The 15,761-nt window shown below is 29.7% G+C and carries 15 protein-coding genes; 2 read left to right on the top strand and 13 right to left on the bottom strand.

What is annotated here, in order from left to right; translation table 11 throughout:
* Positions 1-450 precede the first annotated feature (450 nt).
* The 13 genes from CQA76_RS00835 to CQA76_RS00775 form a co-directional block, all read right to left on the bottom strand.
* Positions 451-1,572 carry a tRNA nucleotidyltransferase/poly(A) polymerase family protein gene (locus CQA76_RS00835; protein WP_137621566.1) on the bottom strand — a complete coding sequence of 374 codons (1,122 nt, stop codon included), beginning with the start codon at positions 1,570-1,572 and terminating at the stop codon, positions 451-453.
* Complete coding sequence (gene ciaD, locus CQA76_RS00830) at positions 1,541-1,996, bottom strand: effector protein CiaD (RefSeq protein WP_137621565.1); 456 nt, start codon at positions 1,994-1,996, stop codon at positions 1,541-1,543. Before ciaD ends, CQA76_RS00835 begins: the two co-directional genes overlap by 32 nt.
* Entirely contained in the window at positions 1,993-2,241 is a 249-nt protein-coding gene (locus CQA76_RS00825; RefSeq protein WP_137621564.1) for a hypothetical protein, read from the bottom strand. Before CQA76_RS00825 ends, ciaD begins: the two co-directional genes overlap by 4 nt.
* Before the next feature lie 49 nt (positions 2,242-2,290).
* A complete protein-coding gene (locus CQA76_RS00820) occupies positions 2,291-2,869 on the bottom strand; it encodes a LysE family translocator (protein WP_137621563.1) in 579 nt (192 codons plus the stop codon).
* Positions 2,870-2,879: 10 nt separating this feature from the next.
* Positions 2,880-3,059 (bottom strand): hypothetical protein, encoded by a 180-nt coding sequence (locus tag CQA76_RS00815; protein WP_137621562.1) that lies wholly within the window; start codon positions 3,057-3,059, stop codon positions 2,880-2,882.
* Between the two features lie 9 nt (positions 3,060-3,068).
* Positions 3,069-3,404 carry a chaperone NapD gene (locus CQA76_RS00810; RefSeq protein ID WP_137621561.1) on the bottom strand — a complete coding sequence of 112 codons (336 nt, stop codon included), beginning with the start codon at positions 3,402-3,404 and terminating at the stop codon, positions 3,069-3,071.
* Complete coding sequence (locus CQA76_RS00805; RefSeq protein ID WP_137621560.1) at positions 3,391-4,311, bottom strand: WD40 repeat domain-containing protein; 921 nt, start codon at positions 4,309-4,311, stop codon at positions 3,391-3,393. The genes CQA76_RS00810 and CQA76_RS00805 overlap by 14 nt, the downstream gene beginning before the upstream one ends.
* Before the next feature lie 3 nt (positions 4,312-4,314).
* Positions 4,315-4,836, bottom strand: a complete 522-nt coding sequence (locus CQA76_RS00800; RefSeq protein WP_137621559.1) for a nitrate reductase cytochrome c-type subunit — start codon at positions 4,834-4,836, stop codon at positions 4,315-4,317.
* The gene (napH, locus tag CQA76_RS00795; RefSeq protein ID WP_137621558.1) at positions 4,833-5,615 is read right to left on the bottom strand and encodes a quinol dehydrogenase ferredoxin subunit NapH; all 783 of its coding nucleotides are present in this window, start codon (positions 5,613-5,615) and stop codon (positions 4,833-4,835) included. The genes CQA76_RS00800 and napH overlap by 4 nt, the downstream gene beginning before the upstream one ends.
* Entirely contained in the window at positions 5,612-6,355 is a 744-nt protein-coding gene (napG, locus tag CQA76_RS00790) for a ferredoxin-type protein NapG (RefSeq protein WP_137621557.1), read from the bottom strand. Before napG ends, napH begins: the two co-directional genes overlap by 4 nt.
* 18 nt (positions 6,356-6,373) lie before the next feature.
* Complete coding sequence (gene napA, locus CQA76_RS00785) at positions 6,374-9,148, bottom strand: periplasmic nitrate reductase subunit alpha (protein ID WP_137621556.1); 2,775 nt, start codon at positions 9,146-9,148, stop codon at positions 6,374-6,376.
* 221 nt (positions 9,149-9,369) lie between these two features.
* Positions 9,370-9,891, bottom strand: a complete 522-nt coding sequence (gene tpx, locus CQA76_RS00780; protein WP_137621555.1) for a thiol peroxidase — start codon at positions 9,889-9,891, stop codon at positions 9,370-9,372.
* Positions 9,892-9,972: 81 nt separating this feature from the next.
* A complete protein-coding gene (locus tag CQA76_RS00775; RefSeq protein WP_137621554.1) occupies positions 9,973-11,997 on the bottom strand; it encodes an ATP-dependent helicase in 2,025 nt (674 codons plus the stop codon).
* A 131-nt stretch (positions 11,998-12,128) separates the two neighbouring features.
* Between CQA76_RS00775 and CQA76_RS00770 the strand changes: the two genes are divergently transcribed.
* Positions 12,129-13,112, top strand: a complete 984-nt coding sequence (locus CQA76_RS00770; RefSeq protein ID WP_137621553.1) for a hypothetical protein — start codon at positions 12,129-12,131, stop codon at positions 13,110-13,112.
* A gap of 27 nt (positions 13,113-13,139) precedes the next feature.
* Positions 13,140-15,758: a valine--tRNA ligase gene (locus CQA76_RS00765; protein WP_137621552.1), complete on the top strand. Its 2,619-nt coding sequence runs from the start codon at positions 13,140-13,142 to the stop codon at positions 15,756-15,758.
* Positions 15,759-15,761: the final 3 nt, after the last annotated feature.

Here is a 15,761-nt window from a genome sequence, read left to right as displayed (position 1 = left end):
AAATCTACTTTATCTCTTGCATTTTGCATGGTATAAGTTCCTTTTACAAAGGTTGTTTTACCACTTGTGTTGGTTTTGCCTTTTTGGCTCTTTTTTATCTCATCTTTAAGGACAAACAATATTTAAAATAGTCTATAAAATAATATAAAAACTTACAATATGAACAAAATAGCCAACTATGAAAATATGTTTGAGGGTTGTGAAAGCTTGAAAAAAGATCTTAGATTATGGAATCTTATCACATTTAAATTTCGAATTGAGGATTAAATATAATAGTTTTGGTTAAATTAGCCAAAACTATTTTTCAATTTTTGTTTTATTTTTAAAAATATTTTCTTAAATTTCAAAAACTTAAACCATAAAAAAATTAATTAAAATAACTATAAAATAATAAAGTTTTTACTATGAATTTTTATCATTATTTTGAAAATTTCTAAAAAATGTTTTATTTTAAGTATTTTTATTTAGTTTAATATATTCTTTAAGCTCATTTTCTTTTAATTCCTGAAGTTTTTCACCCAGTGCTTTTCCAAAAAATCCAGCGTCTATAAGATCTTGTGTGACAATTTTACTCTCAAATTTATTTTCATAAAGTTTAAGTTTTTTAGCCTGCTCTACCCTTTTTTCATCCCAAAGACCTAGCCATTCTTTTAAAGGCATATCAAAAGCGATCTTTGCTAATTCAAAATCATCTATATCATTCAAATAAAAAGCTTGATTTGCTTTTTTTAAATACTCTTTTTTTAACCTAGTTTTTTTAAAAAATACTTCTTTATTCAACTTAAAAAAATTTAGATACAAATATAAAAACAAAGCCTCATCTTTAATGATCTTTCTAGCTTCTTTAAGTAAATTTTGAAATTCTAAGCTTTCAAAATCACCCTTAAAACCAAAAATTTCTTTTTCTAAATCAAGTTCTTGCAAATATTTATAGCCTAAATTTAAATAAGAAGTTTGAAAAAATTTATATAATTCTGCGTTGATTCTATCTTGACTTAAATCTTTTATATCCATATTTCGCATCAAATTTAAAGTTTCATCGGCTATTTTAAAATTAAATCTTGAAGCAAAAACAATGGCCCTTAAAATTCTCAAGCTATCTTCTTGAAAACTTTGATCGTTAATGTGTCTTAAAATTCCTTGTTTTAAATCTTGTAAGCCATTATAAAAATCTAAAAATTCTCCGCTAAAAATATTGATCATCAGAGCATTTATGGTAAAGTCACGCCTTTTTGCACCTAATTTTTCATCGTTACAAATTTTTACCTCAAAACCCTTATGACCATAGGATATTTTATTTTCTGTTCTAGCGAGTGCCATATCGAAATTACGGAATTTATACACAAAAAAGTTTTTTCCAAATCCTTTTGCACCTAATTTTTGCATAACGCTATCAAAATCTTTAATGTTAATATCGTAAATTTCAATATCATAATCAAAAAGCTCTAAACCCAAAAGCATATCTCTAACGCTACCGCCTACTAAATAAGCCCTTTGGGTATAAGGTTTTAAAAAATTTGCAATAAAAGTTAAATTGGGATTATTTTTTAAGTTTATCTTCGATATTTGCAAGGAGAAACTCTAAAAAATTAGTAGCTAGATTAAGTCTCATATCCAAATCTTCTCTTTTTACACTATTTAAACCTTCAAAAAGAACTAAAATACGCTCTTTGAGATTTTTTAAAAATATATCTTCATTAAAAGCATTAGATTTAGTATCTATTGTTTCATTTTCTAAAATTGGCTGCGCTATAGTTTCATTTTCAATAATTTGAATATTATCTTGCAGTCTCTGCTCCTCTAGCTTTACCATAGAAATTTTATCTTCTAAATTACTAGACGTTTCTTCAATAATTATTTCGTTATCTTCTTTAAGCTCCTGATTTTGTTGAGTATTTTTCTCTTGCTCTTTTAAAATTTCACTTTGCCTTCTTTGCTCTTCCATAATAGAGCTAACTTCACTGATAGTTTTTTTTGCTAAATCTTCTAAGTTCATATTTTCACCAACCATCTTTTAAATTCATTAACTTCTTCATCACTTTTCATATTGATAAAAAAATCAAGCATTTGAGTGTTTAAATCCTTATGTTTAGATTTTAATCCACTAAGGCGACGCACGGCATTGATTGCAGTTTGATTACTAGGATCCTCTTTTAAAATATTCTTATAGATTTCCAATGCTTCATTTTTAAGCCCTTGTGCCTCATATATAGAAGCTTCAGTAATCGTATTTTTCATCATCGTCCTTATTATTTTTTTTAATTTTAGCAAAAAGCATTTTAACCTATCTTTAACTAAGTATTATGCTAATGCCTAAAACAACAATACATAAAGCACTTAATTTATTGAGTTTGTTTAGATGTTTATTCATAAAAATTTTAAAAAAACTTCCACCTAAAGCATATAGACTTAATGAGCAAAATTCTATCAATAAAATGATGCTAGTTAAAATAAATAAATTTGTATGAAATTTCAAAAAAGAAGGTAAAATGGAAAGGATAAAAATCCAAGTTTTAGGATTTGTAATAGATGTTATAAATCCTTGCAATATTAATGAACACTTCTCCTTTTTTGTGATCTTTTTTTCACTAACCTGACAGTGAGTTCGAAATAAAATAAAAGCTATATAAAAAAGATATAAAGCTCCGCAGATTTTAAAAATTTTAAACAATAATTCATATTGTGCAAGAATATTTGCTCCAAAAGCACAACAAATTACAATAATTCCTAGACCAAATAACTCCCCAATCATCATCCATAAAGCATTTTTATATCCTAAAGAAAGCCCTAATGAAAAAGCTAAATTCATACAAAGTCCAGGCAACAAAGAAACACAAGCAAAAGTAAAAATAAAAAATAAATAATCCATGATTGTAAATTTATGATTTAGATTTAAAAAGTTGTTCTAAATATTTTTTCTTTTCTTGCTCTGAGCTCGAATTGAATTCTTGTTTTAATTCTTGTTTTGCTTTTGCCTTGCTATTTTCATCACCAAAATATAAATAATCAATTCCAAAAAGCACAGCTACGATTAACAATAAAGGAATTAAGAAAATCATTTTTTGTCCTCATGAAAATTTATTAAAAATACTACCATAATATTTTATATTTTCAGCATTTTCGTTTTTTTCTATAGTTTGTATGGCTCCACTATCAACGGCTTTTTGTATATCTTCATCTAAATCTTGATACGAAAAAACCATATTGATACTGATAATATTTGGTAATTGCTCTAACATCTTATAAGAATTTAATTCTTCTTCTAAATTTTGACTCTCAATTACAACAACTATTTTTTCATTCTCACAAAGTTCTACCGAGCAAAATGGAATTTTCGATATTTCTTCTTTTAAATGAGATATTTCTTCTTTTTTTGCCATAATTAAAACGCTAGAGAGATTCATTAACTTTCCTAAATAATATTTTATTGCCAAAACCAGAAATTATAAATTCATTTTCGTTAATAAAAATAATAAATTCGCCCATTACACCCATATTATGAAATTTAGCTATAGTATTAAAATTATTTATATTGAAAATTTCACTAATTTCGGCTTCATTATCACTATAGATTGCAAATTTACCACTAGGACTTAAAGCACAAGTATATATCAAAAAATCTTTTTGTAAGAAAAATTGCTCATCATTTTTTACTATACCTAAGCGCCTGTCTGTTCCACAACTCAATATAATATTTTTTTTAAAATCGACTTGATAGATATTATCTTTATGCATTTTATTATAATTTTTTAATATTTTCCATTTTTTCAAATCAAAAAGCTCAACCTTCCCACTTTCAAAACCAGCAACAAGTTGAGTTTTATCTTCATTTAAAACAGCATCACTTAAACTAGAATGTGAAAATTGAAATTCTTTTAATTTTTTTAAATTACGATCAACTAAAATAATTTCAGAATCTAAAAGTATAAAAATAAAAGTGTTATCGTCTATAAAAAAAATCTTTTTTACACTTTGTTCTTGAAGTTTTTTGATAGTGAATTTTTTATTATAAAAACTTAAATTTTTACTTCCAAAATCTCCCTCGCTAAGAATTAAAAGCTTATCATATCTTGAATCTATGCTATAAATTGTAGCAAAATTATCTCCGTAATAATCTTTAATTTTTGGCAAAGATAAAAGCTTCTTTAAGCTTTTATCCTGGATATTGTATTTTAATACTTCGCCTTTTTCGGTGCCTATATATAAGTTCTGTCCATCTAATTTTAAAGTGGTGATGTTAGAATTTATCCTTAACTCATAAGCATAAGAAAAAAGGCAAAAAAAACTTAAAATACAAAATATTTTTTTCATTATCTATTTTACACCTTCATTAATCACATCAATAAGATTTGAATGATTTTTCAATTTATTATTCTTAAATTCAGGCTTAAAACTATTTCCTATCAAAGGCTTGGCATCACTTTGTGGCACATGGCATTGAGTGCAGTTAAAACGAGCATCACTAATATTACTTCCTGTATTTTTGTTACGTCTAAAATCGTAATAATGACTTGCCGGAAGTGGAGTGGCACCTACATCTTTAGCAATAGCTTTATCATGACAACTCAAACAAGTATTATTATCCTTTGTAATAGGGAGCATATCTTCAATAGCGTGTGGAATTAAAGGAGGTGCATTTTCATATGATCGTTCAAAACGATGCGATTCGCCAGGTTGCAAATTTGTATAATTTGCCTCCACTAAAAAAACCTTATTCTCATTTTCCAAACTTGCTTTTCTAAGCCCAATTTGATCAGAATTTGAGCTATTATTAATTCCACAAGCGACTAAAAAAACTGCAACAACCGAAACTGAAATTATTTTCTTTTTCATTATTTTTTCCTTAAATTAAATATATTAAAATCCAAAGCATTATCATTGCATACTTCTATACAACGCCCACATCTTATACATTCTCCAGAATTTACGTTTGCACTTTCTTTACCTATCATCCAAAGAACTTGCTTTTCAGGACAAATTGAAACACAATGGTAACACTTAGTGCAATTTTGAACATTGTGTTTGATTTTCAACCAAGCAAAACGAGAGATCAAAGCATAAAAAGCCCCTAAAGGGCAAAGATAAGAACAAATCGCCCTAGGACTTAAAAATGCATCTATACAAAAAATTATAAACGCTACAAAAATCCAAGAAGCTGTGCCAAAAATAATTCCTCTATGAATTATGCCTATATAAGAAAAACTTTCAAACACAGGCAATGATAGCACAAAAGAAAGGACTAAAACTAAAAACAAAATATAATAACGTAAATTTTTATTTAAAATTAAAAATTTACTATTTTTAAAATTTGATTTAGAGCGCATAAAAGCAGCAAAATCTGTAATCATATTCACAGGACAAATCCATGCACAAAAAACTCTACCCAAAAACACTCCATAAAGCATTAAAACCAACAAAGCACCCAAAAACGCTGTCAAATCGATACTAAAACTAGATAAAAAAATTTGTAATACTGCAAAAGGATCACTTAAAGGAATAAAATCAAAAAGCTTAGATGAACTCAAATTTCCTTTTAAAATAAAATCTGTAGCTTTAAAGCTAAAAAGAGATAAAATTCCTATTTGAATCACACGTCTAGCAAGTAAATACTTCACAAATCATCTCCATTATTAAGATAATCTTGAGCCTTTTTAGCATTAAAATGTTTAGAAGTATCAGCTTGTTTTATACGATCCTCATCATTTTTATCCCAACCTTTTACATAATGAGCACTTGCCTTGCCTAAAACATATTCACGTGGTAAAACGCGGATAGCAGGTTCTTCAGTAACACAGGCAAGTTCGCAAATTCCACAACCTACACATACTTCATTATCTACCACAGGAACTAAAAAAGCGTGCTTAGCAGTTCTTTCATTTCTTTTGTATTCCAATTTTAAAGCCCTATCGATCAAAGGACAAGCTCTTTGACAAGCATCGCACTGTAATCCCCAAAAAGAAATACAAGTTGAAGAATCTACCACTGCAATACCCATTTTTAAAGATTCTATACCTTGTTCTAAATGTTTTTTATCTAAAGCATCTGTTGGACATTCCTTTATACAAGGAATGTCTTTGCAAAGATAACAAGGAATTTCTCTAGCTTTAAAAAAAGGCGTACCCGTTTTTGGACTATCTAACAAACTAGCAAGTTTTAAAGTATCCCAAGGGCAAGCCTTAACACAAAGTCCGCAACGAATACATTTACTTAAAAATCTTTCTTGGTCTTCGGCCCCGGGAGGGCGTAAAGCATAGCTATCGTTAGCTTTTAAAGCTAAATTGGCTAAAAAACCTCCCGCCGTGCAAAGACATAAGCCTTTAAAAATAGAACCGAAAAATTCTCTTCTATCTTTCATTGCTTACATAATCCTAAATTAAGCTTTATAGACTTTTACTGCACATTTTTTAAAATCGGTTTGCTTTGAAAGTGGGCAAGTTGCATCCAAAGTAACCTTATTGATATAAACATTTTCATCAAACCAAGGAACATACACAAGTCCAACGGGTGGTTTATTTCTTCCACGCATATCCACTCTTGCCTTTACCTTACCACGACGTGATTCTACCCAAACAATATCCCCTTGATTTAAACCTAATTTTTCTCCATCTTTTTCGCTCATATAACAAAGTGCTTCTGGAACAGCCCTATAAAGTTCCGGAACACGCATAGTCATTGTGCCACTATGCCAATGCTCTAAAACTCTTCCTGTTGCTAACCAAAACGGATATTCTTTATTTGGTCTTTCAGGAGCTTTCATAAAAGGTCTAAAGAAAATTTTTGCTTTATTTTTAATACTATGTGGTTTTTCATCAACTGGAACTCTTAAATCTCCATTTGTTAGCATTTTATCAAATCCACCATAAAAAGCAAAATCAGAATTTGGAGAAGCCTTCTTTGCGTAATAATCAAATTTTGTATTAAATCTCCATTGAGTTTCTTTGCCATTTACAACTGGCCATCTTAAACCTCTTACTTTATGGTAGGTATTAAAATCAGCCAAATCATGTCCATGTCCTAAGCCAAATTTACGATACTCTTCCCAAAGATATTTTTGAACAAAGAAACCATAACCTTTAAATTCTTTTCCATCACTACCTTCAATCTTTCTTTCATCTCCATTTACATCTGTATTATCAAAGCCTTTCGCAATAGGATCATTTGCCTTAAAACTTTTTGCTTCTTTATTGGCAAACAATACATCAAATAAAGTATCATCTTCACTGTATCCCATAGCTTTTGCTTCTTCTAAAACACTTGGCAAGATAAGCTTATCATCAACTCTTTGTTCTTTCCAAACCTCTTTAAGCTTAAATCTTTTTGCAAATTCTAAAATTTGCCAAGTATCACTCATGGCAGCTCCAACTGGTAAAACTTGCTGTCTCCAGTGTTGAGTTCTTCTTTCAGCATTTCCATAGGCACCCCATTTTTCATAAATCATAGCACTTGGTAAAATAAGATCAGCTACTTTTGCTGAAATTCCTGGATAACAATCACTCACAACGATGAAATTATCCATATCTCTAGCAGCTTTAATCCAATGATTTGCATTAGCAGTATTTTGCCAAGGATTATTCACTTGCACCCAAGCAAATTTGATCTTACCATCTTCCAAATCTCTCATAATCCCAAGGTAAGGTGAACCAGGTTTTGGATTGATCGTTTTGGCAGGAATTTTCCAAATTTTTTCCGAAATCTCTCTATGTTTTGGATTTGCTACAACCATATCAGCAGGCAAGCGATGAGAAAAAGTTCCCACTTCTCTAGCCGTTCCACAAGCACTTGGTTGTCCTGTTAAAGAAAATGCCCCACTTCCTGGTTTTGCTTGCTTTCCAAGTAATAAATGCACCATATAAGCTTGTTCATTAACCCAAGAACCACGAGTATGTTGATTAAATCCCATAGTCCAAAAACTCACCACTTTGCGATTTTTTTCTATATATAATTTTGCTAATTGCTCAAGTTTTTTCTTAAAATCCTCTAAAGATTCATTATCATCACCTTTAGCAACTCTTGCTGTATATTCAAGCGTATAAGGAGCTAAACCTTTTTTAAATTCTTCAAAAGAAATTTCCCAATTTTTATCCGCTACACCTTGATGCTTCATATGGAATTTATCGCCTTTTTTTACTCCAAGATATGCTAAGGAAGTCGCTTCCTCATCATCTAAAGTGATGACATTTTCTTTTTCAACTGTATCTTTTTCACTGGCCTTAAATTTAGGATGATTTGGATTATTTCTCATCCCATACCCAATATCCGCATATCCTGTAGCAAATACACAATGTTTATTGATAAATTCTTTATCCATCGCTTCTGGATGATTATAAACTATTTCTCTTGCGATATAATTCCATATTGCTAAATCAGTATTTGGCTTAAAAATGATTTCAATATCTGCAATATTTGAAGTTCTATTAGAATAAGTACTTAAATTAACAACCTTAACTTTATCAAGATTGCTTAATTTTCTATCGCTCACCCTAGACCAAAGAATAGGATGCATTTCTGCCATATTAGCACCCCAAGTAATAATAGTATCTGTAAGCTCTATATCATCATAACAACCTGATGGCTCATCGATACCAAAAGTTTGCATGAAACCAACCACAGCTGAAGCCATACAATGTCTTGCATTTGGATCAATATTATTCGTTCTAAAACCAGCCTTTGCAAGTTTTAAAGCTGCATAACCTTCTTGAATAGTATATTGTCCGCTACCAAAGATACCTACACCGCTTACACCTAATTCATTGTAAGCTTTTTTAAATTGTTTCTCCATTTCATCGAAAGCTCTTTGCCAAGAAACTTGTTCAAATTTACCCTTTTTGTCAAATTCTCCTTTTTCATTGACGCGTAATAAAGGCATAACAAGCCTATCTTCTCCATACATAATCTTGGCATTAAAATAACCTTTAATACAATTAAGACCGCGGTTGACTGGAGCCGCAGGATCGCCTTTTGTAGCTACTATTTTGCCGTCTTTTCTAGCTATCATGATTCCGCAACCTGTTCCACAAAATCTACAAACAGCTTTATCCCATTTCCAATTTTCTTCTTGCTTGGCAAGCATAGAAGTTGGAACACTCAATCCTGCTACACTAGCAGCACTTGCAATAGCAGTATTTTTGATAAAATCCCTTCTATTCATATACTATTCTCCTTTAAATAATAAAAAGCATTCGATTATAACGAAATCAAGCATAAATTATTCTTTTAATTTATTAAAAGTGATTCATTGTATGCAATAAACAACAATTGAGTTAAAATAATACGTCTCGTGAAGAATTTAAAAAATATTAGAGATAAGAATAATCAGAGAGTTTGAATTATAAAATGGCCACAAAAAACTTGTGGCCAAAATATTTTAGATTAATGACAACCACATCCGCCACAACCACAACTGCTAAAAAAAGCATCAAGCTTTGAGATATCTGGCATTTCTGTGATTTCATTCACTAATTCTTTATAAACTACCTTACCATCTTTAATTACAAACACAGCACGTGCCAAAAGCCCTTCTAAAGCACTGTCATTAATTAAAACGCCGTATTTTTCTCCAAATTCTTTAGCAACAAAGTCACTCGCCACAACTAAATTTTCTATACCTTCTGTGCTGCAAAATCTACCCATTGCAAAAGGCAAATCCATACTTACAACAATAACTTCAGCTCCATTATAACTTGCAACTTTTTTATTAAAATCTCTTGCTTCTGTAGCACATACTGGGGTATCAAGACTTGGCACACTTAAAACGATTTGAGTTTTACCTGCTGCACCAATTTCAACCAAACTTAAATCCTTTGCTTTCAAATTTACTTTTGGCGCTTGATCTCCGACCTCTATATTTCCTTTAAGATTTACGGGACTACCTTTAAAATTTACTGAACTCATAATAATTTCCTTTTTTTAAATAATTTAAAACATTGAAATTATATCTTGAAAAAGCTAATGTTTTTTTTAAGATTCATAAAACTATTTTATCTCTGCTTTACAAAGTCCTGCTTCTATCAAAAAACACGAAGGTGCGAACGAAGTTTTTTTATTTTTATCATATTTTGCGTAACTTAAATAAAGTATATTTCTTGCCCTAGTTACCGCCACATAAAAAAGTCTTCTTTCTTCTTCCAAACTTCCACCCATACTCATAAGTTTTTGGTTGGGAAAACGACCTTGTGCAAGATCCACAACAAAAACAAGATCAAATTCTAAACCCTTGCTCGCATGAACGCTGAGTAAATTAACACCTTTTTCGCTACCCATTTCACTAGCACCTAAAGTAAGAAAATTATAATATTTATATATATCGCTATAGTTTTTAGCCAATTCTCTTAATACATTTAACTTACCTTCTATTTTTTCTAAATTTTCAGTTTTTCGTGTTAAATCAACCTGTCCTGCTTTGTTTGTTGCCCTTTTAATAGCAAGTTCTTCACAAATTTCTCTATAAAAAGAATTTTGACAAATTAATTTTACCAAAGTTAAAGAATATTTAATCTCTATAGCTTCTTTTAGAAAAAAATAAATCTTTTCTAAATTTTTTGCACATAAGTCATTGATTTTTGAAATTTTTAAAATAGGATGAGTGTTAAATTCACTCTCTAAATTGAAACGTTTTTCATCAGATAGCTCTTCCAAATCCCCAAAAAGACCGAGTTGATAATTTCTTTTTTGGTGGTTTTGTAAGCTAATATTTTTATCAGGTTCTAAAAAACCTTTGATCAAACTTCCATGTCCCAATTTTAAAAGCGTGTCAAAAATTTCTTTTGCTAATACCCCTCCAACTCCTTTAGTGTATTGGATAAGATGGATAAAAGCCATGATATCTTTTGGGTTAATCACTAAGGCTAGCATTGCATTAAAAGCTTTAACCTCCAAACTTTCAAAAAAGCTACCACTGCCTTTTCTAGCACTAGCGATCCCTTGCTCTCTTAGTGCCACTTCAATCCCGTCAGCACTTGAGTTGTTTCTGAAAATAACTGCGATTTCCTCTAAATTTACTCCACTTGTAAATATCATTTTAGCGATATTTTTATATTGATCAAATAATTCTTCAAAGGTTAATAAAGTCGGCGCCTTAAATTCATCTTTTCTTGTGACAATAAGTTCCTTGGGATAAAGTCTCTCATTATTTAAAATCACTTTATTTGCTAAAGCTAAAATACTTTTTGAAGAACGATAATTTTTATTTAAAGAAAATATTTTTGCATCCTTAAAACGATCTTTAAAACTACCGATAATATTAATATCTGCTCCATTGAACGCATAAATACTTTGATCATAATCTCCTACGCAAAATAAGCTTTTGCTCTTAAAAGATTCTATTAACGAACTCTGCAAGGTATTTGTATCTTGATATTCATCCACTAAAATTTCATCAAATTCATATTTATTATCTTTTAAAAGCTCTTTTAAATTTAAAAGCAAATCATTAAAATCAACGTAATTAAAGCGTTTTTTCTCATCTTCATATTCTTTAAGAATATCTTCATAAATTTCAGCATATATGCTTTGTTCTTCATAATTTTTACAAAACCAAGTAAAAAAATCTTGATTATGTGCCTTATTTTGAAATAAAGAATATATATCGTATAAATAACTTGCCTGATAGGGCTTTATATCACTTAAGTGCCTAAAAGTTCTTTTTTCATAGACGCTTCTTAATAAAGTTTTTAATTCACTAGCTTGCTTTAAAATGATATCTTTATTCGCATTTTTCAATAAAGAATAAGCCGTACTATGAAAAGTTCCTGCAAGAATTTTATTTGTAATGCTTTTATCAAAAAAAATATTTAAACGATTGATCATTTCTTTACTAGCTTTATTAGTAAAGGTTAATAACATTATTTTTTTCGGATCAATACCTTTGCTTAAAAGATAAGATATTCTTGCAACTATAGTAGAAGTTTTACCCGTACCTGCACTTGCAATAATTAAATTATGTCCAAAATCAGTGGTTGCAGCCTTATATTGCTCTTCATTTAATCTAGAAAGTGGCATTATTTTCCTTAAAAAAGTTAAAATTATAAAAAAAAATTACTTAAAAATATAAAATTTAACATTTCTTTTACTTCATTCATAGTAAAATAAAAAATTATGGTTTTAAAAATATTGATTTTTAAGGATTAAAAATGAATCTAAAAATTTTTTCTGTTATTGTTGGAATATTAATCGTTGTTATTTTAACACTAGGAGGAACATATTATTATCTTTTTGAATATTCTCAACCAAATTATAATTACACTTCTTCTATAAACAATGTTCAAAATGACAATCAATCTGACTCAAACAGCCAAGATAAACATTCTAATGAAAATTATAATTCTTATGCAAACAATCCGTATATCAATAATGATTATTCTAATAAACAAGAAACGAATACAACGCAAGCTAATAATGCTTTAGATAATAATAATAATAATAACGAAACTAAAAACGCAACTATACCTGCATTTAATGAATCAAATCAAATTGTTCAAAGCAAAACACAACATACGATAAAAGATGATAAACAAGCAAAAATTCAAGCTCTCCAGCAAGAAATAAATAAACAGAAAAAAATTTTAGAAAAAGAAAAAGCACTTAGAGACAAAATGGCTAAAAATACTAAAAAACACAATTATAATTTTGGTGTTGCTGAAGAATATTTAACCATTGGAAAGAATAGTCGCTTAGAACCAAAATTAAGTACTGAAGGTATGCAAGTTTATGTTTTAGATGGAAAATTTTTAAGTAATTATAGAATTGATTTATTAAAAGATATATTAGAACCTATACAAAACAATGCTAAGGACTATAACCTGGCTATCTTTGTTAAAATGCTACCAAAAGGCGAAATGAAATTAACTATTTATAACAAAGATATTATATTTTCAGATATGAGAAAAGCTTATAAATATATAAGTATTGACAAAATTAAGCCCTATATTAATACTCCAGAAGAAATTGACAGCCATGTTGCACGCGAAGAAAAACTTAAAGAGTTAAAACTTAAAATTACAAAAGATGGTAAAGGAAGCGAATTTTCTAAACATATAAAAAGCTTAAAAACAGGGGTTAATACAGCACAGTATTTCTTCCCATTTTGTGAAAAAATAAAGATAGAATCTAATTAAAATCAAAGTAAATTTTAGGTTGTAGTAATGACTTATGATAAATATATAGAAGGAAAATATTATCAAATTTGCGAAGAACGTGGATATTTTGAAATAGACGGAAATAAATCTATACAAGAAAAAAATAAAAATTTTTGTATCATGATGCCTCCTCCAAATGTAACTGGAGTACTTCATATCGGACATGCTTTAACTTTCACTTTGCAAGATATAATGACTCGTTATAAAAGAATGGATGGTTATAAAGTTCTTTATCAGCCAGGACTTGATCATGCGGGTATTGCCACTCAAAACGTAGTTGAAAAGCAACTTCTTGCACAAGGACTTAAAAAAGAAGAATTAGGTAGAGAAAAATTTATAGAAAAAGTTTGGCAGTGGAAAGAACAAAGTGGTGGTAAAATTTTAGATCAAATGAGAACTTTAGGCATAACTCCAGCTTGGAGTCGCTTACGCTTTACCATGGATGAAGGTTTGGTTAATGCCGTTAAAAAAGCCTTTGTTGAGCTTTACAATAAAAAGCTTATCGTTCGTGGAAATTATATGATCAATTGGTGTACTCATGATGGAGCTTTAAGCGATATTGAGGTCGAATACAAAGAAAACAAAGGAAAACTTTATCATATTAAATATTTTTTAAAAGATAGTGATAAATACTTAGTCGTAGCTACCACTCGTCCAGAAACCTTTTTTGGCGATACAGCGGTTATGATCCATCCAGAGGATGAACGCTACAATAAACTTATAGGAAAAGAAGTGGTTTTACCACTCACTCAAAAAGCTATCAAGATTATAGCAGATACTCATGTTGAGAAAGAATTTGGAACGGGAGTGGTTAAGGTTACACCAGCACACGATATAAACGACTATGAAGTTGGTTTAAGACATCAATTAGATTTTATAACCGTTTTTGATGAAAAAGGTATTTTAAATGAACATTGTTTAGAATTTCAAGGTTTAGAGCGTTTAGACGCAAGAGAAAAAATCGTTGCCAAACTTGAAGAACTAGGCTTTATAGAAAAAATAGAAGAATACAATAATCAAGTAGGATATTGTTATCGCTGTAACAATGTCGTTGAACCTTATATTTCAAAACAATGGTTTGTTAAAAAAGAAATCGCCAAAGAAAGTATAGAAAAAGTGGCTTTAGGTGAAAGTAAATTTTATCCAAATCATTGGATCAATAGCTTTAACGCTTGGATGAAAGATTTAAAAGATTGGTGTATTTCTAGACAACTTTGGTGGGGACATCAAATTCCTGTGTATTATTGCGAATGCACACATGAATGGGCGAGCGAAGATACTCCTGAAATTTGCCCAAAATGCCAAAGTAAAAATTTCAAACAAGATGAAGATGTTTTAGACACTTGGTTTTCTTCTGGACTTTGGGCTATGAGCACTTTAGGCTGGGGTAATAGAAACTGGGGCAAAGATCAAATTTGGTTTGAAGAAGATTTGAAAGAATTTTATCCTAATTCTTTATTGATAACTGGCTTTGATATTTTGTTTTTCTGGGTAGCAAGAATGATGTTTCAAAGCACAAATGCTTTAAACGCTTTACCCTTTAAAGATATTTATTTGCATGCCCTTGTTAAAGATGAACAAGGTAGAAAAATGAGTAAAAGCCTTGGAAATGTGATCGATCCTAATGAAAGCATTAAAGAATATAGTGCGGATATTTTGCGTTTTACCTTAGCTTTACTTGCCATACAAGGAAGGGATATCAAACTTAGTAACGATAAGCTTTTGCAAGTTAGAAACTTTACTAACAAAATTATAAATGCGGCAAATTATTTACTTTTAAATGAAAGTAAATTTGAAGATTTAGAACACATTAGCTTAGAATCAAAACTTGCAAAATACATTTTTTCAAAATTTCAAAATTGCGTTAAAAATGTTAGAGAAAATTTGGATAATTATCGTTTCAATGACGCTGCAAATACGATTTATAAATTTTTCTGGGATGATTTTTGCGATTGGGGAATAGAACTTAGCAAGGCTGAAAAATCAAGCGTAAAAGAGCTTGGAAGTATTTTCAAAGAAGCATTAAAACTCTTAAATCCCTTTATGCCTTTTATCAGCGAATTTTTATATCACGAGCTTAGCAATACAAGCTTAGAAACTAGCCCTTCCATCATGATCGCGCAATATCCTAAAATCGTTTTACAAAATGAAAATGATATAGAAAATACTTTTTCTTTATTGATCGAAAGCATTGTAAGCATACGAAGAGCTAAAAGCCTTATTGATTTAGGAAATTCCAAAATAGAAAAAGCCTATATCAAGCTTAACAATCCTATTTTTGAAAAAGAATTAAACTCATCTATTGTATTTATAAAAACTTTAGCAAAATGTGAAAATATAGAATTTACAAATCGGAAATTAGAAAAAGCAATTTGCGATGTCAGTGATAATTTAGAAATTTTTATCACACTTGATAATGTCGATCTTAGCGGGATTATATCAAGACTTGAAAACCAAAAAGCCAAACTTGAAAAAGAAAGTGCTAAGATAAATTCAATGCTTAGTAATGAAAAATTTGTAGCCAATGCCCCTAAAGAAGTCGTAGAGCAAAATAAAACCGCCTTAACAAATTTAAAAACACAACTTGAAAAAATATCCGCCGAACTTGCTAATCTAAGAGGTTAAATT

Source organism: Campylobacter aviculae, assembly GCF_005406215.1.
Classification (GTDB): domain Bacteria; phylum Campylobacterota; class Campylobacteria; order Campylobacterales; family Campylobacteraceae; genus Campylobacter_D; species Campylobacter_D aviculae.
Note: the sequence above shows the minus strand (reverse complement) of the source record. Positions and strands in the feature narration are given on the sequence as shown.

Coding starts and splice junctions, on each gene's coding strand:
- ciaD (WP_137621565.1), bottom strand. CDS start 1,996: ATGAACTTAGAAGATTTAGCAAAAAAAACTATCAGTGAAGTTAGCTCT.
- CQA76_RS00825 (WP_137621564.1), bottom strand. CDS start 2,241: ATGATGAAAAATACGATTACTGAAGCTTCTATATATGAGGCACAAGGG.
- CQA76_RS00820 (WP_137621563.1), bottom strand. CDS start 2,869: ATGGATTATTTATTTTTTATTTTTACTTTTGCTTGTGTTTCTTTGTTG.
- CQA76_RS00815 (WP_137621562.1), bottom strand. CDS start 3,059: ATGATTTTCTTAATTCCTTTATTGTTAATCGTAGCTGTGCTTTTTGGA.
- CQA76_RS00810 (WP_137621561.1), bottom strand. CDS start 3,404: ATGAATCTCTCTAGCGTTTTAATTATGGCAAAAAAAGAAGAAATATCT.
- CQA76_RS00805 (WP_137621560.1), bottom strand. CDS start 4,311: ATGAAAAAAATATTTTGTATTTTAAGTTTTTTTTGCCTTTTTTCTTAT.
- napG (WP_137621557.1), bottom strand. CDS start 6,355: ATGAAAGATAGAAGAGAATTTTTCGGTTCTATTTTTAAAGGCTTATGT.
- napA (WP_137621556.1), bottom strand. CDS start 9,148: ATGAATAGAAGGGATTTTATCAAAAATACTGCTATTGCAAGTGCTGCT.
- tpx (WP_137621555.1), bottom strand. CDS start 9,891: ATGAGTTCAGTAAATTTTAAAGGTAGTCCCGTAAATCTTAAAGGAAAT.
- CQA76_RS00775 (WP_137621554.1), bottom strand. CDS start 11,997: ATGCCACTTTCTAGATTAAATGAAGAGCAATATAAGGCTGCAACCACT.
- CQA76_RS00770 (WP_137621553.1), top strand. CDS start 12,129: ATGAATCTAAAAATTTTTTCTGTTATTGTTGGAATATTAATCGTTGTT.
- CQA76_RS00765 (WP_137621552.1), top strand. CDS start 13,140: ATGACTTATGATAAATATATAGAAGGAAAATATTATCAAATTTGCGAA.